The sequence below is a fragment of the Shewanella sp. S1-58-MNA-CIBAN-0166 genome (assembly GCF_040310085.1).
In the GTDB taxonomy this organism is placed as follows: Bacteria; Pseudomonadota; Gammaproteobacteria; order Enterobacterales; family Shewanellaceae; genus Shewanella.
In genome coordinates this window covers 148,337-165,997 of the sequence record NZ_JBEOPN010000003.1, presented here as the reverse complement: position 1 = coordinate 165,997, position 17,661 = coordinate 148,337, and the positions used below count along the sequence as shown (strand labels likewise).

At 42.9% G+C, this 17,661-nt stretch carries 17 protein-coding genes and 1 riboswitch; of the genes, 5 read left to right on the top strand and 12 right to left on the bottom strand.

Features of this window, described 5'->3' with window-relative positions; genetic code table 11:
- The gene (locus AAEY99_RS03565; protein ID WP_182744085.1) at window positions 1-777 is read right to left on the bottom strand and encodes a class I SAM-dependent methyltransferase; all 777 of its coding nucleotides are present in this window, start codon (window positions 775-777) and stop codon (window positions 1-3) included.
- Between the two features lie 130 nt (window positions 778-907).
- On the opposite strand from AAEY99_RS03565, the gene AAEY99_RS03560 reads away from it, so the two are divergent.
- A complete protein-coding gene (locus AAEY99_RS03560; RefSeq protein WP_351009201.1) occupies window positions 908-1,753 on the top strand; it encodes a 23S rRNA (adenine(2030)-N(6))-methyltransferase RlmJ in 846 nt (281 codons plus the stop codon).
- A gap of 355 nt (window positions 1,754-2,108) precedes the next feature.
- On the opposite strand, the gene AAEY99_RS03555 is transcribed toward AAEY99_RS03560, so the two are convergent.
- From AAEY99_RS03555 to AAEY99_RS03530, 6 genes are all read right to left on the bottom strand, one after another.
- Window positions 2,109-3,470 (bottom strand): M28 family peptidase, encoded by a 1,362-nt coding sequence (locus tag AAEY99_RS03555; protein WP_392341773.1) that lies wholly within the window; start codon window positions 3,468-3,470, stop codon window positions 2,109-2,111.
- A gap of 91 nt (window positions 3,471-3,561) precedes the next feature.
- A complete protein-coding gene (locus tag AAEY99_RS03550) occupies window positions 3,562-4,257 on the bottom strand; it encodes a lytic transglycosylase domain-containing protein (protein WP_392341772.1) in 696 nt (231 codons plus the stop codon).
- A gap of 298 nt (window positions 4,258-4,555) precedes the next feature.
- Window positions 4,556-5,095 (bottom strand): hypothetical protein, encoded by a 540-nt coding sequence (locus tag AAEY99_RS03545; RefSeq protein ID WP_162024116.1) that lies wholly within the window; start codon window positions 5,093-5,095, stop codon window positions 4,556-4,558.
- A 418-nt stretch (window positions 5,096-5,513) separates the two neighbouring features.
- Entirely contained in the window at window positions 5,514-8,669 is a 3,156-nt protein-coding gene (locus AAEY99_RS03540) for an efflux RND transporter permease subunit (protein WP_101088551.1), read from the bottom strand.
- Between the two features lie 9 nt (window positions 8,670-8,678).
- The gene (locus tag AAEY99_RS03535) at window positions 8,679-9,827 is read right to left on the bottom strand and encodes an efflux RND transporter periplasmic adaptor subunit (protein ID WP_101088552.1); all 1,149 of its coding nucleotides are present in this window, start codon (window positions 9,825-9,827) and stop codon (window positions 8,679-8,681) included.
- 327 nt (window positions 9,828-10,154) lie between these two features.
- The gene (locus AAEY99_RS03530) at window positions 10,155-11,264 is read right to left on the bottom strand and encodes an MBL fold metallo-hydrolase (protein WP_351009199.1); all 1,110 of its coding nucleotides are present in this window, start codon (window positions 11,262-11,264) and stop codon (window positions 10,155-10,157) included.
- A gap of 96 nt (window positions 11,265-11,360) precedes the next feature.
- Between AAEY99_RS03530 and AAEY99_RS03525 the strand changes: the two genes are divergently transcribed.
- Window positions 11,361-11,978, top strand: a complete 618-nt coding sequence (locus tag AAEY99_RS03525; protein WP_192116172.1) for a TetR/AcrR family transcriptional regulator — start codon at window positions 11,361-11,363, stop codon at window positions 11,976-11,978.
- A 17-nt stretch (window positions 11,979-11,995) separates the two neighbouring features.
- On the opposite strand, the gene AAEY99_RS03520 is transcribed toward AAEY99_RS03525, so the two are convergent.
- Entirely contained in the window at window positions 11,996-12,682 is a 687-nt protein-coding gene (locus AAEY99_RS03520; RefSeq protein ID WP_351009196.1) for a DNA-3-methyladenine glycosylase I, read from the bottom strand.
- A 97-nt stretch (window positions 12,683-12,779) separates the two neighbouring features.
- Entirely contained in the window at window positions 12,780-13,310 is a 531-nt protein-coding gene (locus AAEY99_RS03515) for a thioesterase family protein (protein WP_101088556.1), read from the bottom strand.
- Window positions 13,311-13,585: 275 nt separating this feature from the next.
- Window positions 13,586-13,756, top strand: a riboswitch (FMN riboswitch).
- A 94-nt stretch (window positions 13,757-13,850) separates the two neighbouring features.
- On the opposite strand from AAEY99_RS03515, the gene ribB reads away from it, so the two are divergent.
- The 3 genes from ribB (at window position 13,851) to AAEY99_RS03500 (ending at window position 15,665) form a co-directional block, all read left to right on the top strand.
- Complete coding sequence (ribB, locus tag AAEY99_RS03510; RefSeq protein ID WP_182744069.1) at window positions 13,851-14,507, top strand: 3,4-dihydroxy-2-butanone-4-phosphate synthase; 657 nt, start codon at window positions 13,851-13,853, stop codon at window positions 14,505-14,507.
- Between the two features lie 199 nt (window positions 14,508-14,706).
- Window positions 14,707-15,135 carry a GNAT family N-acetyltransferase gene (locus AAEY99_RS03505; protein ID WP_101088558.1) on the top strand — a complete coding sequence of 143 codons (429 nt, stop codon included), beginning with the start codon at window positions 14,707-14,709 and terminating at the stop codon, window positions 15,133-15,135.
- A gap of 143 nt (window positions 15,136-15,278) precedes the next feature.
- On the top strand, window positions 15,279-15,665 hold the full coding sequence (locus AAEY99_RS03500) for a VOC family protein (protein ID WP_101088559.1): 387 nt from the start codon (window positions 15,279-15,281) through the stop codon (window positions 15,663-15,665).
- A gap of 63 nt (window positions 15,666-15,728) precedes the next feature.
- On the opposite strand, the gene AAEY99_RS03495 is transcribed toward AAEY99_RS03500, so the two are convergent.
- From AAEY99_RS03495 to AAEY99_RS03485, 3 genes are read right to left on the bottom strand one after another with little or no spacing between them, the layout of a single operon-like run.
- The gene (locus tag AAEY99_RS03495; protein WP_350998241.1) at window positions 15,729-16,592 is read right to left on the bottom strand and encodes an alpha/beta hydrolase; all 864 of its coding nucleotides are present in this window, start codon (window positions 16,590-16,592) and stop codon (window positions 15,729-15,731) included.
- A gap of 15 nt (window positions 16,593-16,607) precedes the next feature.
- Window positions 16,608-16,817, bottom strand: a complete 210-nt coding sequence (locus AAEY99_RS03490) for a helix-turn-helix domain-containing protein (protein ID WP_011639279.1) — start codon at window positions 16,815-16,817, stop codon at window positions 16,608-16,610.
- The gene (locus tag AAEY99_RS03485) at window positions 16,817-17,392 is read right to left on the bottom strand and encodes a DUF2975 domain-containing protein (protein ID WP_351009191.1); all 576 of its coding nucleotides are present in this window, start codon (window positions 17,390-17,392) and stop codon (window positions 16,817-16,819) included. The genes AAEY99_RS03490 and AAEY99_RS03485 overlap by 1 nt, the downstream gene beginning before the upstream one ends.
- Between the last annotated feature and the right edge of the window lie 269 nt (window positions 17,393-17,661).

Here is a 17,661-nt window from a genome sequence, read left to right as displayed (position 1 = left end):
TTATTTCATCGCGGATTTTACATAGACATCAAAGCGGTTTTTTTTCTGCGCTAACACCATACTCGGTTTAACACCATTCAAGTCTTCTGCGTAATCAGGACGCTTTACTACCACGCGCTTAGTGGCGAGTGCTATTGCGGGTGTTAACAGCCCATCGGCATCTAAGTCTGCGCCGACCAGAGTTTGAAACACGCGCATTTCTTTTTTAACCAGTGCTGATTTTTCGCGGTGTGGGTACATAGGATCAAGATAAACAACATCGATCTCGGTGCCAGACGACTTCGCGGCGTCGGCTAACGCGCTGATACTTGAGCCGTGAAATAAGCTCATCAAATCGCGCATCCACTCGCCTATTTCAGCGTCTTCATAAGCGCGGCGTAAACCATCTTCAAGCAATGCAGCCACTACAGGATGACGTTCAACCATAATCACTTTACAGCCTAGGCTTGCCAGTACAAAAGCATCTCGACCAAGCCCTGCGGTGCCATCAACTACGGTGGGCGTTACGCCTTGCTTTAGCCCGACAGCTTTAGCAATCGATTGACCGCGTCCACCACCAAACTTACGTCGATGCGCCACAGCACCAGACACAAAGTCAACGCTAATGCCGTCAAGCTTAGGCTCATCTCGCTTATGCAAACTCAAGCAGTTTTGCTCGAAACGCAATTCAAAAGCGGCGTCTTTGTCCCACACCAACTGCCAGCGCTGGGCTATATCGACTAATGAGGGATACTGCTGATTAAAGAAGATAGGTGTCTGCAACAAGATGATTACCATGTCAATGTAAGAAACTACGCCATTATGCCAAAAGCCATCACCAGTGAACACCTATACCTCGCGCGCTAGAAAACTTATAATGTCGCTATTACACAGTTTTTGCTGTCTCATTTAGTAAATGGAAATGCCCATGCTCAGTTATCGCCACGGTTATCATGCAGGCAATTATGCCGATGTACTTAAGCACTCTATGCTTATTCAAGTATTAAAAGCCATGCAGAAAAAAGATAAACCTTATGTGTATATCGATACTCATGCAGGCGCGGGTGCCTACTCATTAACCGATGAGTTCGCCCAAAAAACCGGAGAGTATCTAGAGGGTGTTGCCAAGCTATGGGACCACGCTAATTTACCCACCGCATTGGCCAACTATGTTGAAACTGTGCAGCACTTTAACGCTGAGTTTGATGGCGAGTTAACCGTGTACCCTGGCTCACCCGCTATAGTAGATGTTGAGCTTCGTCCGCAAGATCGTATGGTGTTACACGAACTCCACGGTACTGACCATGAATTACTGGCAGATTATTTTGTTGAAGACAAACAAGTCAAAGTCATTAAAGGTGATGGTTTACAGGGTTTAATTGCCGCGGTACCGCCATTAGAACGTCGTGGAGTGATATTAATCGACCCAAGTTATGAAATGAAAACCGACTATCAAGATGTTGCTCAAGCCATCATTAAAGCCCACAAACGCTTTGCAACTGGGACATTTCTTTTATGGTATCCAGTGGTCAAACGTGAGCAAACAGAAGCTATGTTAACGCTGCTCAAAAATAGTGGCATTAAGAAACAACTGCGTATTGAGCAAGGCATTAGCGCCGACAGTGACGAGTTTGGTATGACAGCTGCGGGTTTGTGGGTAATTAACCCACCTTGGCAAATGGATGTATTGGCTAAAGAGGCGTTAGATTATTTGACGCCACTATTAGGCCGTGCTGACGGTCATACTACTGTGAAGTGGGAAGTGGACGAGTAAGACTTTCTACCCGCAAAAGATGTGAGTTTATTGTCGTATCAGATCCTAACTATCTTTATTGAAATAAAACACAAATTTCAAATGGAATTAACCTGCAGGCTCAATGGTTCTCCGTCCGAAGTGTCCGAAATAGTGTGATGAAAATGCCGTAGTGACATCATGGATGATGGCACAGGCTCAGGGGTACATGGATGTACCATCTGAGCCGTTAGGCGATTTTTATTATGCTATGAGGATCAACACTTTGTCGGAGCTGTGGGGGAGATCCAAGAGGGGGAAGCAGTTTCCCCCTTCTTGGTCAGGTGTGGGCGAAGCGCCACGACCTTGATGTTATTTATTGACGTATGACTGAGCATTACTTAAAAAACGCGCCTGCCGCACCAGGGAATACCACTGGGCTAACATTGCCATTCGCGGCAACACTCGCAACACCATACAAATAATTGTCGATAACCATATTATCTAACGTGAACTGATTAACCTTGCCGACATAGCGGCTATGAGTCCATTCCGCTACCGTTGTTGAGCGCCAATATACGCGATAACCGACAACGGTTTTGTCGTCACTACTGGCCCAACTTAAGGTGGTACTCGGCGATACTTGCCCTGCAATGGTCACCTTGGTTGGTGGCGCGGGTGCCCATGCTTGTGACGCTAAACTTAGCGCATTAAGTGCAGTCAGTTTGGCGGTAAATCCAAAATCAACACCTTCAATCACATCACCATACGCAATACCATTTTCTACCCGTATATCTTGATGCTGACGATTATAGTTCTCGTTGGTTTCCATAATCCGCACGGCAGGCAAACCAGCCTGATTAAACGGTAAATGATGCCCACCACGACCAAAACGATCGAGTCGATACACCAACATCACCTCTAAATTAGTCATGTACTGGTCGGCTAGCGATTTAATTTTACGAGCTAAATTGCGTGAAGCAGAATCATTTTCGCCGCCACTAAAATAGCGTTCTTTGGCTTCATCTGCGGTTTCGGCAAAACGTACGCCTTCAGAAAACACCCGTACACTGCTGTTATTCACCACGCCATTAATGCCAGATATATTGCCAATCATGTCATTATTTAATACTGCTTGAACCTGCCAATTTTGCGTTTTGGCATAGTCAGCTAAAATATTGCCGCCATACAAACCTTGCTCTTCGCCCGACAATGCAGCATAAACGATAGTGCCGTTAAATTGATATTTTGATAATACTCGTGCAGCTTCTAGCGCCCCAGCCACACCCGATGCATTGTCGTTAGCACCAGGAGAAATTGAGGTGGCATCCAACACATCGCTAACGCGAGAATCAATGTCGCCACTCATCATCACCACACGCTTAGGATCCGTTTTACCACGCTGAATCGCGATAACGTTAACCACTTCGGTTGGATTTTCGATTCGTTTACCTTGAACAGTGTCACTAACCGTTACCACTTCTAAACAGCCACCACACTCTTTGGATATACGATTAAACTCAGCTTCAATCCAGCGCCTAGCGGCACCAATACCTTGGGTATCAGATTGGGTATCCGACAAGGTATGACGGGTCCCGAAGCCAACTAAAGTACGAATATCTTGTTCAATCCGCTTAGCTTGTGGTGCGGTAGCAATGTCGTATAAACGCACATCTTCTTGTGATGGGGCAACAAACGTTGATTTGTCGGCAGCAAATGCTGGCACTGTTACAGCACCCAATATCAGCAACCCGGCCATACCCGCTAAACAATAACCGTTGTTACGACTGAGTTTGACCCGCTTAGGTTGTACTTTATGAATTACATGGTTCATTAATAAATACCTTAAATTAACTGGCTAATGCTTTTTGGTAGCGTTTTAATAATATTTTTACGCGCTTCACATAAGCTTGTGTTTCAGGATAGGGCGGTATACCGCGGTATTGCATCACCGTCGTTGGGCCGGCATTGTATGCCGCACAAGCAAGGTCAATGTCGCCGTTAAATTGGCTTAATAGCTGCGCAAGATAACGACTGCCACCACGAATATTCTGTTGAGCATTGAAAGGATCATCGACGTCCATATCGCTAGCAGTACCTGGCATTAATTGCATTAGGCCTTTGGCACCTGCTTTGGATAATGCGCCAATTTTAAACGCTGATTCTGCATGGATCACTGCTCGAATAAGTGCAGGGTCAAGCTGATACTGCCGCGCGGCTAAAGCGACGTCGGCGGCGAAATGTGAGGTAAATAATGGGATCTTATACCAATCGATAACCGAATCGACCCGGCATGCAAAACATTCATACAATAACACTTGATAGTCTGCATCCAGCGGTTGTTGGTCGCTAAACACCATCACCCCATTGGTTTGTTTGTATTGAAACACTTTACGCTTTTCAACGCCTAAATCACTGACAATACCATTTTCGGAGTAACTGGCTTTAACACGAGGCTTACTCGATACTGTGCCCGCTTTCGTTAACGCATAATTATTGGTTAAGGTACGCGGTTTCTGTTTGTTTCCTACATAGCCTGCATTCAACGACAGCTGATCATTAATTGATTGCTCATCGGCAGGCTTAGTGTTGCGGCGACTCAACACGTTATATGTTTCTATAGTCGGCGCTGGGTGATTTTCAGCTGTGGTAGTTTGAGATTGCTGTAACGATAACTGCTTTTTTGCTGCGGCTTGCTGAGGAATATACTTAGCTTTGATTTGCGGCTTTTCAACGTCTTCCACGGCAGGATAAACCACTTGCTTGGCTTGTATAGGGACACAAATACAAGCCAACAAGGTAGCTATACCCAATAGCGTCTGCCGATTACGCCATGTCATGTGACTATTCCTGCACTTGATCGAATATAGGCATCGGCGCGATACGGGCGAATTTTGCCACCGCCGAACCTGGGAAAATTTTAACCCCACTGTTTAACTCATCTACGGCTTTACGGTAAAAGTCTTCTGCGTGGACAAAGTCGAGCTCTAGCTGTATATATTCAGCGAGCTGATCCGCACTCAGTTTGTCTTTATTCACTGTAGCTAATAGCGCTTCTAAACCTTGATCAATCTGCTGCCAAGCGGCTATCGATACCGACAAAGAGCCACCAGCCATATTTGACTCTTCAATCGGTTGTTCCCAATCATGTTCGGGCTGTAACAGTTTTAGTTGCTCCAACTGGGCTTGTTGGTCATCTGTTAAAGGGCGTGGATAAGATGGTTTTTCCTGACATAGCTCGGTAAACAATGTCAGTCTTTTATCAATTTTTGAGTCGATCACTTTCAGCGCTTCAATGGCTGAAGTGCGTTTTTTAAGTAAACTGGCATACCAAAGATAAGCCAGAATAGCGGCTAAAGTGAGGCTTATAAACAGCGCCTGCATGGTGACATCCTTTATTATTGTTATTCACTATCATAATCATTATTTAATCAAAAGTTCATCTTTATTGGCGATACCTTTGCTAAAAATAAACCACAAAAGAGTAAGCCAAACACCAATAGATGTTAATAAACTGTTTTGATTCAGATCTTAACTATAACACAAAAAACAGTACTAGCACGGTTGAATACTATACAGTTAAAATTTTAATCTTTAGTTTTATCAACTACCTAAAAGCATTCGCACAAGAGTGTTTTTTAAACACATTTACAGTTTCCCCTGCACAAATAATCAAAATATCGTTTAATAATGCTGACTTAACACCATTAAGGTTATTTATTAGCAGCTGCATCTATAGAGAAACAATAGTCACAAAAAAGCCCAGCAAAACTGGGCTTTTAACAATCAATAATGTAAAAAATTAAATGTCTTTTCTATCATTATCAACTTTTTCATTTTCCTCTTCAGTGGGTTTTTCACGCTTACTGAAAATGCGTTCAACCACCACAAAGAATAACGGCACAAAGAAGATACCTAAGAAGGTGGAGGTCATCATACCGCCCAATACCGCAGTACCGATGGCATTTTGGCTACCAGAGCCTACTCCTGAGCTAATCGCTAATGGCACAACACCTAGACCAAATGCTAAAGAGGTCATTAGAATTGGGCGTAAACGTACTCTAACAGCATGCAAGGTTGCCTCAATTAAGCCTGAGCCTTTCTCGTAGTATTCCTTAGCAAACTCGACAATTAGAATGGCATTTTTAGTCGCCAAGCCCACCGTGGTTAGCAAGCCTACTTGGAAAAATACGTCATTAGGCAGACCACGGGCACTCATTGCCAGTAAGGCACCAATAATCCCGAGTGGAACAACTAAAATGACCGATAATGGTACCGACCAGCTTTCATACAATGCCGCTAACACTAAAAATACGATTAAAATAGATAACGCATATAAGCTAGGCGCTTGGTTACCCGATAAACGCTCTTCGTACGACAAACCATTCCACTCTAAGCCATAGCCAGGTGGAAGCTTCTCAGCCATTTTTTCAAGTGCATCCATCGCCGCACCGGTACTGTAGCCCGGGACTGTAGCGCCCTGAATGTTAACCGCAGGCACACCGTTAAAACGTTGTAACTGAGGTGAACCAAACTCCCAGGAACCTGATGCGAATGCTGAAAACGGCACCATTTCACCATTATTGTTACGCACATACCAAGAGTCTAAGTCGCCAGGTTGCATACGGTATTTAGCCTCACCCTGAACATAAACTTTCTTAACTCGGCCACGGTCGATAAAGTCATTCACATACGACCCACCCCACGCGGTACCCAAGACACTGTTCACACTATTAATATCAATGTCTAAAGCACGTAATTTGGCGTGATTAACATTAATTTTATAGATAGGCGCATCTTCTTGTCCATTTGGACGAACCCCTACAAGATTAGCGTTTTGCGCAGCCATGCCCAATAATTGATTACGCGCCTCAATTAACTTGGCATGTCCTTGACCGTTTAAGTCTTTTAAGTAAACGTCAAAACCATTTGCGGTACCAAGTTCAATCACTGATGGCGGCACAAAGGCAAACACTAAGGCTTCTTTAATTTGCATAAAGCGACCCATAGCTCGACCCGCTAACGACTTAACATCTTCACCCGGCGCTTCACGTGTGGACCAATCTTTTAGGCTCACAAACGCAATACCCATGTTTTGACCAGAACCCGCAAAACTAAAGCCCGCCACAGTAAACACTGAATTTACGAGTTCTTTTTCTTCGGTAAGGTAATAGTCGGATACCTCTTTTAAGACCTTAACCGTGCTTTCTTGGGTTGAGTTGGTTGGCAAAATAGCTTGGGTAAACAAGATACCTTGGTCTTCGTCGGGTAAAAATGCAGTTGGCATGCGTAAGAAAATCCAGGCCACTGCGATAACCAAACCAACGTAGATCAACATGACACGAAATGAACGCTTTAAAATACTGCCAACACTTGATTCATAACGTGATGTCATGGCATCAAATTTACGGTTAAACCAACCGAAGAAACCGGTATCTGCATGAGTATGGCCTTTTTTAACAGGCTTTAGCATGGTGGCACATAACGCAGGCGTTAGTACAATTGCCACAAACACCGACAAGGCCATAGCCGATACAATGGTGATCGAGAACTGACGATAAATAACCCCTGTCGACCCAGACATAAATGCCATTGGTACAAATACAGCTGACAGGGTCAAACCAATACCCACTAACGCACTGGTAATTTGGTCCATCGATTTACGGGTGGCTTCCAGCGGACTTAAGCCTTCTTCCGACATCACGCGTTCGACGTTTTCCACCACCACAATCGCATCGTCCACCAGCAAACCAATGGCCAACACCATGGCAAACATGGTTAAGGTGTTGATGGTGAAACCTGCTGCTGATAGCACCGCAAACGTACCTAGCAATACTACTGGTACAGCGATGGTAGGAATAAGCGTTGCTCTAAAATTTTGTAAGAACAGATACATAATCAAGAATACCAACACAATGGCTTCTATCAATGTGTGCACTACACCTTCTATCGATTGCTCTACGAATGGCGTTGTATCATAGGGATAAACGACTTCAAGTCCCTGAGGAAAAAACTCTTTCATCTCATTAACTTTGGCTTTAATGCCTTCTGCCGTGTCTAACGCATTCGCGCCTGTAGCCAGCTTGAATGCAAGGCCCGACGCTGGTTTACCATTGTAATATGAGTCTACTGCGTAGCTTTCTGCACCTAACTCAACTCTGGCGACATCGCCTAAATAAACATTGGCACCTGATGAGTCAGATTTAACAATGATTTGCTTAAATTGCTCTGGGGTTTGTAAGCGGCTCTGTGCTGATACGGTCGCGTTAAGTTCTTGACCCGCAACCGAAGGGGCACCACCTAATTGTCCTGCTGATATCTGGGCATTTTGCTCACGTATTGCCGCAATAATATCAATACTGGTTAATTTGTATTGAGTTAACTTAAACGGGTCTAACCAAATACGCATCGCATACTGCGCACCAAAAAGCGTGAGTTCACCCACACCAGGTACACGGCTCATTGGGTCTTGAACGTTGGCAGCAACATAATCAGAAATATCGCTTTTGCCCATCGAACCGTCAGAAGACACAAAACCAAGTACCATTAAAAATCCAGAACTGGACTTGTTAACTTGTACACCTTGCTGTTGAACTTCAGTAGGCAACAATGGCGTAGCCGCTTGCAGCTTATTCTGAACTTGTACTTGAGCAATATCTGGATCAGCCTCAGCATTAAACGTTAGGGTAATCTTCGCATTACCAAAACTGTCACTGGTTGAAGAAATATAGCGTAAGTGATCAAGCCCAGTCATGCGCTGCTCAATCACCTGAGTGACAGTGTCTTCCATGGTTTTGGCCGACGCACCAGGATAGAAAGCACTGATCACTACGGTTGGCGGTGCAATACTTGGATACTGCGCAATGGGTAAGCCTCTGATGGCTAACACACCTGCAAGCATAATTAATAGTGCAATCACCCACGCAAAAATAGGGCGATCAATAAAAAAACGAGCCATAATGATTCCCTACTTTTGTGGTTGGTCAGCCGTTAACACCTGTGCAGAAACCGGTGCACCAGGGCGGATTTTTTGTAATCCTTCGACAATTAACTTATCGCCAACAGACAAACCATCGACAATACGCCATTGATGACCAATCACTTCAGCGGTTTGTACCACGCGCATTTCAACATTACTGTCTTGGTTTACTATCATTGCAACCGCTTGGCCTTTGGAATTACGGGTAATGGCACGTTGAGGCACTAAAATAGCTTGTGGGTCTTGGCCAGCATTTAATAGCGCACGCACATACATACCGGGTAACAAGGTACCGTCAGGGTTAGGGAACTCGGCACGTAACGTCACTGAACCGGTAGTTTCGTCTACATTCACTTCAGCAAATTGTAATATACCTTGTTGATCGTATGTTCTGCCGTCTTCAAGAATTAAGGTCACTTTAGCATTGTCACTTTTCAATAACTGGCCTGAACGTAAATTGGCTTTTAAACGCAATAATTGTGCACTTGACTGAACGATGTCGATGTTAATCGGATCAAGCTGTTGAATTGTCGCTAAGGTATTACTTTGATTAGCGGTCACTAACGCGCCAGCAGTAACAGATGACTTACCAATACGACCAGAGATCGGTGCTTTAACTTCAGTATATTCGGTGTTGATGGTCGCGGTATTAATAGCGGCTTTCGCTACCGCTACTGAAGCTTGTGCTTCTTTAAATAACGCTTCCGTCTCGTCAAAATCTTGCTTACTGACTGCATTGGTTTTGACTAATTTGGCATAACGCGCCGCTTTGGCTTTTGCTGAGGCTAAACCCGCATTTGCGCTAGCAAGATCGGCTTCTGCACTCACTAATGCCGCTTTATAAGTGGCTGCATCAATTTGATACAGAGATTGACCTTGTTTAACTTCGGTGCCTTCGGTAAAAGCACGCTTAGTGATAATACCTGACACTTGTGGACGCACTTCAGCTTCTAAAAAGGCACGGCTTCGACCCGGTAATTCAACCTTAATCGCTTGCGAAATTGCTTCAACTGTCATCACGCCAACGGGTGTAGGTGGTCGCGGTTGCTGTGACTGGGCATTTTCATCCCCTTGACCACATGCGGTAATCCATAATGCAGCAGAAATAACTGCGGCGACTTTCAATGCTTTGTGCATGAGTGCTCCTACTCCAATTTATTTTCAATATGACACCTCAGTCTTGAGGAATTTCATTTGAAAATAGCTAAAATTAAACTGTTAAATTTTCTGTGTACTTTATCGCATAGGTATAAAATTCAAACAACTAAGCTAATGCGAATAAATTGTAAATAAATAATAAGTTTCAGTTAAATATATTGAATATGTTATCAAACTGTAATCGATACGCAGGTAATCAAACAAACATTACCTATTAAGTCATAAAATACACTACCTGGTAACATGCTGGTAAAGTCAATTTATGGATTAACTATCCATGCCTACGTACACTGTTAATACATTAACTTAGTTATTGTTGATGACAACCTTATTTAATTCATCTGTTTTTTGTGGCTCAAGCATAATGGCACGCCACCACAACTCGCTAGCTTGCGGATTGGCTAACATCACCGCTTGACCAAATTTTGGCGTTAACAAGGTGACATTTTGCTGTTTAGCTAACAGGTTGATACGTTCAAAAGGCTCAAACCAATCATGTAACGCTAAATCAAAAGTGCCATTGTGTACTGGCATCATTGCCTTTGCTTTAACATCAATATGCGCCTGTAGGCTTTGCTCTGGCAACATATGAATATCACTCCACAATTCATTATAGGCGCCCGTTTCAATCATGCTGAGATCAAATGGCCCATAACGCTCACCAATTTCTTTAAATCCATTAAAATAGCCGCTGTCTCCGCTAAAAAACACCTTATGTTGTAAACCTTGAATAACCCAACTCGCCCATAAGGTTTGGTTCCGATCAAGCAAGCCACGGCCTGAAAAATGTTGCGCTGGTGTCGCGGTAATACTCAAGCCATTTAATTCAACAGACTGCCACCATTCCAGTTCGGTCACTTGAATAGGATCAACGCCCCAAGCCGTTAAGTACTTACCCACTTTAAGTGGGGTAACAAAATGTTGCACCTTGGTAGCCAATTGCTCAATGGCAGCGCTATCGAGGTGATCGTAATGATCATGGCTAATAATCACCGCCTTTATTGCCGGTAAATCAGCAATACTGATTGGCGATTGATGAAAACGTTTCGGTCCTGCCCACTGCACCGGTGATGCTCGCTCGCTAAATACCGGATCAATCAATAAATATTCGCCATCAAGACGCATCAATAACGTCGAATGACCTAAACGATAAACGGTATCTTGTGTCGATTGAGCCAATATCTCTGGGGTTAATGCTTCTAATGGGATCACACCTTGGGGAATGGGCGCTTGACGCTTTGTCGACCAATAGGCTTTGGCAATTGGCCATAAGCTGCTAATACCCGCTTGATAGACTTTCTCGGTATTGCTGAAGATTTGTGTCTTATTTCCACGCGATTCAGTCCAATATTTATTGATCAAAATAATCACAATCAATGCACCAAGCGCGACTAAAAGACTCATTAATATTTTCATCTATCGCTTCCAAAAGTAAACTACACGGTGTAGTTTAATAATCCCTTGTTGAAAAGTAAACTACTCAGTGTAAAATATTACAATAAGATTGATTAGATGAAACCAATGAACACAGAAAAGCAAACACGCAGCCAGATTAAACGCGCCGCGATTATTGAAGCAGCTAGAACAACCTTTAAAGAATTAGGGGTTGCGGCAACGAGTATGGATAAATTAGCCGAAGTAGCTGGAGTGTCTAAGCGAACAGTGTACAACCACTTTGCCACCAAAGAAGCTTTGGTGATGACCTTGATGACTGATTTATGGCAACAAGCATTATCTCAACCCTCTGTGGTATATGACTCACATCAACCTTTGGCTGAACAACTGCAACAGTTGGTGCGTTTTGATATGGATTATATTCAATCAGAAGAGCACGTTGAAGTATCGCGAATGGTGATTGGCCATCTGTTTTATACCACTGAAATGCAAGAAGAATTACAAAAGGTAATTAAAGAAGAAACGGCTATTTTGCGCTGGATAAAAGCAGCAACGCTGGACGGACGCTTAACAGTGAAAAATGTTGAACTGGCCCAAACAGAAGTGCAAAGCTTGATTAAAGGCCAATGTTTTTGGCCATTAATATTTCAAGTCGAAGAGCCATTAAACGAACAACAAAAAGATGACATTGCCGCAAGCATCGTTACCATGTTTTTATGTCGTTATCAGGCATAAGTCCATTGTTGGCTACTCTACACTCGGTTATCACCCACACCGAATGAAATAATACGGCTGATATGCGCTAAACTCATGCCAGATTCTTGTTGCCAATGATTGAATGCAGCTTGGGTTTGGCGTAAAGCGGTTTGCGATGTAAAGCCAGCATCAACGACGTTATGAGCAGTTAAATATGACTGCACATCTTGGCTTAATAAAAAGGTATCTTTACCTATTGCACGTAAAAAATAAGGCCCAGTATTGCCACCTAAACGGGTGCCGCGCTTTTTAAGCACTTGCCACAAACCAGTAATGTCATCGCTTGGCCAATGAGCAATAAATTCCGCAAAACTGCCGTGTTCTGCATTAATCTGCTGGATCATATAAGCGTTATCAACAATCGCCTGGGTTTTCTTTTGATGCCGAATAAGCACTGGGTCGGTTGCCCGCTGTTGAATTTGATCGGGTGACAGCATCAGCACCTTCATTGGTTCAAAGTCAAAAAAGGCTTTTTCATACGCAGGCCATTTGTTATCAACCACTCGCCACACAAAGCCACTTTGAAACACGCGTTTACTCATAATAGACAATAACTGCGCATCAGTATATTCGCCGATTTCATCGGCATCGAGAGTGCCAGGCAGCAATGACTTAACTGCCGCTGGCCCGCCTTTACGCTCACATGCTCGCGCCCAAATATCACTGAACTTTTCTAATGCCACCGCGTAGCTCCTTTAACCCAAGCAATAATCTGCCAATACGGCAGATAAAGGCTTGTTGATCTTTAAACATTAACATTGATACCAAAAACAACTAACGCTATATATTACGTTCTTTTTTAAGTTGTAAAAACTGTTTCCATTTAACCACTTCAGCAGGCATTTCAGGTGTGTCACCTGTGTAACCGGCAGCAGCAATTAAGGTTTCAATAGGCACTTGTTTACCTCGACATACAAACACACCACGAACATGCGCAATGCAATGTAAACCACGGGCGGTAACCATACGATGCTCAATATAAAAGTATTTTTCGTCCCAACCAACGATTTTAGTTTCAATGGTAAACTTTTCAAACGGCTTAATATCGCGGATATAAGTAAACTCTGCCGCATTCACTATCGGTAACCATTTGTTTTTTAGAAACTGTTTCATCAAACCCATTTCGGCAATCAAATAGGTGCGCGCTAAATCCATAAAAGCAGGATAACGCGAGTTAGTTAAATGCATATTGATATCGCAATCTAACGGTAAAGCACGATAATCAATTCGGCTAGTGCCTAAAAAACCAATACTTTTACAATGACCTATTCGCCATAAAAACAACAAAATAATACGAAAATACAGATTCATGCACGGTTACTCCTAATGTAAGCGCGACAGGCTAACAAAGGTCATACCAGCGAGCAAGCGGCTTTAGCTGTATTTGGTAGCACAAAATTGGCATTACACTTTATTTGTTACTCTTTTTGAGACTTATCCCCCTTTTCATCTGTGGCTTAACTGATTAACATAGCGAGGCGTTTTGATTAAATTGACAGTGAGTTAACTGAGTTTCACCTAACTTACTAACAATAACGCCGTAGTCGTTGAGTCGATTACAGCCAAATCAGCGCAAACACATTGTTTATAATTCTCAGGGCGGGGCGCAATTCCCCACCGGCGGTAAACTTGAAAAAGTGAGCCCGCGAGCGCTCGATTCGTCGAGGTCAGCAGATCTGGTGACTTAGGTATTTACTCATGAGTAATGTCTAACAGTCCAGAGCCGACGGTTACAGTCCGGATGAGAGAGAATAGAGATACATCAATTAGCCCCGGCTTGTTGATGCAATTTGTTTTGGATTTATATCCCTCTTTACAAGCCCTGATTCTGGTCATTTTAGGAGTACAACCATGAATCAGTTATCACTACTTGCCGAATTTGGCGATCCAATCACCCGAGTAGAACTCGCACTAGCCGCGCTAAGAGAAGGCCGAGGCGTATTATTGCTAGACGATGAAGATCGTGAAAATGAAGGCGACATTATTTATTCTGTCGAGCATTTAACCACAGCCCAAATGGCATTAATGATCCGCGAATGCAGCGGCATTGTGTGTTTATGCTTAACTGACGAACACGCCAACAAGTTACAATTGCCGCCAATGGTTATTAATAACAACAGCGCCAATCAAACTGCGTTTACCATCTCAATTGAAGCAAAGCACGGTGTTACCACTGGCGTTTCCGCACAAGATCGCGTGACCACCATTAAAACAGCCGCAAACCGCGATGCCAAAGCATCTGACTTGGCTCATCCTGGACACGTATTCCCATTACGTGCTCGCGCTGGCGGAGTGATGTCTCGTCGCGGTCATACCGAAGGCACTGTCGACTTAATGCAAATGGCAGGCTTAATGCCAGCTGGCGTATTATGCGAACTGGCCAACGAAGATGGCAGCATGGCCAAAACACCAGAAATTATCGCCTTTGGCCTTAAGCACAACATGCCTGTACTCACCATCGAAGACATGGTGATGTACCGTAACCAGTATGATTTAAAGCTGGCGTAATTAATAAAGTCATTAATAGGCTGTCACAAGAGTGACGCACTATCAGATAAAAATAAGAGGCGCATTATTAAATGGCGCCTCTTTTTTTACATCTAATAAGTTATAAAAAAATATCTTAAATATAGAATAAGTTCTATTTGGCTTATAGTAATGTCATATTACAAGTCAAACGTCATAACCGATGCGCAACGAGGTATAAATGAGATGTGAATTTATTCCCGCCACCGAAAAAGACAAAACCTACCTACTCGATTTACGTAAATTAACCATGGTTGAGCATTTAGAAAAGTCTGGGCAGTTCTTGTCTGATGCGCAACATGAATATAGATTAAACGATGCTTATGAATGCTCTTATCTGGTCATGTACGCCAACGAGTTAATCGGGACGTTAAAATATCGAGTCAGTGAAGCTACAGTCGAAATCATGCAGATCCAAATCCATCCATTGTTTCAAAGGCAAGGATTTGGTCAAAAAATATTACAACAAATTATCACAGACTCGAAGCCAAAATTGATTGAGTTAACTGTATTAAAACAGAACCCTGCGTTGCAACTATACAAAAGGTTAGGGTTTGAAATTACCGGTGAAGATCAGCACGAATATTTTATGCAAATTAGCAGCTCATAGACTCATTCCAACTCACATAAAAAATTGGTTATAACACTTTAAAAAAAGCATATTTGTAACGTTAACATATTACTCAGCAACCAATATTAGGACACTAGCCCTATAGCAGAACATGGTTTTAAACATGATATATGGAGGTTCACATGAAACGCGTCACTGGTATCGGCGGCATATTTTTTAAAGCAAAAGATGCACCTGCATTGCAGGCTTGGTACAAGCGTCATCTGGGCATTGATGTTCAAGAATGGGGCGGCGCGGCTTTTTCTTGGAGCGACTCAAATAACAAGCCCGTAGGTGGAACCACTATCTGGGCGGTGAGTTCAGAGAAAAGCGACCAATTTTCCCCAAGCCAAGCCCCATTTATGATCAACTATCGCGTTGAAGACCTTCACGCTGTCATAGCAGCCCTCAAAGCAGAAGGCTGTAATGTCCTCGATAAAATAGATGAATCTGAATACGGCAAGTTTGCGTGGGTCATCGATCCTGAAGGTAATAAAGTCGAGTTATGGCAGCCGCCTTTAGGTCAATAGCAACTATTGTGGCTTAATGAATCTGTTCACATCCATGTGAAATTAATTTGGAGACAAACTAAATCACAATGCAGTAATAAACGTTTGATACTGACTCATGGTATTGGCATCGTCTAACATGCCTTGATGGCCAACGTTGGGCACCATAATTAACTGCTTATTGGCTGACTGACTAGCGACAAACAGTTTTTCAGACAGTTCAGGCGGGACTTCTTCATCATCTTCTGCCGCAATCACCAATAATGGCCCTTGATAATATTGCGCGACCACTTGCTTATTATCTGTTTTACGAAAATCTTCTGACATTTCCAAAGTCATAAACGGTGCCATATACCACGGTGTTTTTTCATCAACCCAGTCGTCGGCATTAGTTGCTGAACCGTGTAAAACCAGCGCATCTATTTTATTATTTTTTGCTAAATCAGCGGCAATAAAACTGCCTAATGAGTAACCGTGCAATATCACTTTTTCAGGCTGATATTGCTGATGTAAATAATCCAGTTGTTGCTGAGCATCTGCAATAATATTGTTAATGCTTGGTTGACCCTCACTTGCCCCTAATCCACGACGATCCATTACTAAAATATCGGTATTGAGCGTTGATAATGTGGTCAGTACCGACAGGCCATGTGGTTCGATTTTCATGCCGTTGCCTTGATAAAAGACCAAGGTTGTAAGGCTATTGGGGTTATCGATATAAAAACCATTTAACTTAACGTGATCAATTGACTCTAAGCTGACTGGGGTAATCAAATGATTAGGCATCGCCTGCTGTAATTGTTGAGTAAACTCAGCGGTAAAGGCTGTGGGGACTTCATCGCTGGCAATAAAGGTGCTTTCACTTAGGCGCATAGTACACCCTGAAGTAACCAGCATTGTGGTGCCTAACATTGCTACTGTGGTTATTTTTTTAAGCAAATTTTGCATATTATTGTCCTTAATTTATTCATCGTCCTTGTGGACTAAAATGTCACCTGGCGAGCATTGTAAATGCTGGCAAATAGCGTCTAGTGTCGAAAATCGAATCGCTTTTGCGCGGCCACTTCTAAGCACCGACAAATTTTGAGGGGTTATACCTATCAATTCAGCTAGTTCAGTGGACTTCATTTTTCGCCTTGCCAACATCACATCCAGCTCAATAATTATGGCCATTAAATTGTCAACTCCGCCTCTTCTTGAAGCTCAGTTGCATGCTTCATTACCCATGCCACACAGTAAAAAATCATTCCGAAAAGTGCATACTTTAATTCTTGACTGCCAAGGCTAAAATAAACAGGTACCGCACTAGATGTACCACTAAAGTGCAATGTAAATGCGATGATCATCGGGTAGAAAAGGCTGAGTAAAATCCAGACTAAAAATACTAAGGCAATACGGCTCAAGCAGCGGAAGTTACGTGGAGTAAACACATGACCTTGCTGATACAGGCCAAAAAGTTGGTAGAGAAAATAGTAAATAAACAGGTAAGGTAGAATTTCAACACTGCCCAGAATGATCCCAGGATGAAATCCCGCATCATAAAGGCTTTGAGCGAGTGCTTGCCAAGGTGTACCAAAGTCGACGGCTAGATAGCTGCTAAACCAACCCCACCAATCAATGGTTAACACATATTCACCCGCTTGGAATTCTCCGAACACCATAGTGCCGCTATAACTAGTGACTTGTAATAAAGCTAAAAATACAATCAGCAATTTAATCCATTTACTTAACGAGACAATTCTATCCATGATCATTCTAAGCTGGTTAATGTTAAACTGAAGTTAACACACAAACCTTTTATCAGCAATAAATTATCGATAAACGATACTTTTAAGTTTGTCGTAACAATATATATAACGTGAACAGCAAGATCAGTTTGTTGAATTTAATACCTAAAGTAGATGCTGTAGTTTACTGGCTGTGATAAATTTAGTGCGAAATGGGTATACTTATTGTCGATTGAACAGCAAAAAAAAAGCATAAACTCGCGTTTATGCTGTTAATTTTTTAACCATGT

What these genes read in the sequence shown, in the direction of transcription:
- AAEY99_RS03565 (WP_182744085.1), bottom strand. Translation starts at nt 777, where the DNA reads ATGGTAATCATCTTGTTGCAGACACCTATCTTCTTTAATCAGCAGTAT.
- AAEY99_RS03560 (WP_351009201.1), top strand. Translation starts at nt 908, where the DNA reads ATGCTCAGTTATCGCCACGGTTATCATGCAGGCAATTATGCCGATGTA.
- AAEY99_RS03555 (WP_392341773.1), bottom strand. Translation starts at nt 3,470, where the DNA reads ATGGCCGGGTTGCTGATATTGGGTGCTGTAACAGTGCCAGCATTTGCT.
- AAEY99_RS03545 (WP_162024116.1), bottom strand. Translation starts at nt 5,095, where the DNA reads ATGCAGGCGCTGTTTATAAGCCTCACTTTAGCCGCTATTCTGGCTTAT.
- AAEY99_RS03540 (WP_101088551.1), bottom strand. Translation starts at nt 8,669, where the DNA reads ATGGCTCGTTTTTTTATTGATCGCCCTATTTTTGCGTGGGTGATTGCA.
- AAEY99_RS03535 (WP_101088552.1), bottom strand. Translation starts at nt 9,827, where the DNA reads ATGCACAAAGCATTGAAAGTCGCCGCAGTTATTTCTGCTGCATTATGG.
- AAEY99_RS03530 (WP_351009199.1), bottom strand. Translation starts at nt 11,264, where the DNA reads ATGAAAATATTAATGAGTCTTTTAGTCGCGCTTGGTGCATTGATTGTG.
- AAEY99_RS03525 (WP_192116172.1), top strand. Translation starts at nt 11,361, where the DNA reads ATGAAACCAATGAACACAGAAAAGCAAACACGCAGCCAGATTAAACGC.
- AAEY99_RS03515 (WP_101088556.1), bottom strand. Translation starts at nt 13,310, where the DNA reads ATGAATCTGTATTTTCGTATTATTTTGTTGTTTTTATGGCGAATAGGT.
- ribB (WP_182744069.1), top strand. Translation starts at nt 13,851, where the DNA reads ATGAATCAGTTATCACTACTTGCCGAATTTGGCGATCCAATCACCCGA.
- AAEY99_RS03505 (WP_101088558.1), top strand. Translation starts at nt 14,707, where the DNA reads ATGAGATGTGAATTTATTCCCGCCACCGAAAAAGACAAAACCTACCTA.
- AAEY99_RS03500 (WP_101088559.1), top strand. Translation starts at nt 15,279, where the DNA reads ATGAAACGCGTCACTGGTATCGGCGGCATATTTTTTAAAGCAAAAGAT.
- AAEY99_RS03495 (WP_350998241.1), bottom strand. Translation starts at nt 16,592, where the DNA reads ATGCAAAATTTGCTTAAAAAAATAACCACAGTAGCAATGTTAGGCACC.
- AAEY99_RS03490 (WP_011639279.1), bottom strand. Translation starts at nt 16,817, where the DNA reads ATGGCCATAATTATTGAGCTGGATGTGATGTTGGCAAGGCGAAAAATG.
- AAEY99_RS03485 (WP_351009191.1), bottom strand. Translation starts at nt 17,392, where the DNA reads ATGGATAGAATTGTCTCGTTAAGTAAATGGATTAAATTGCTGATTGTA.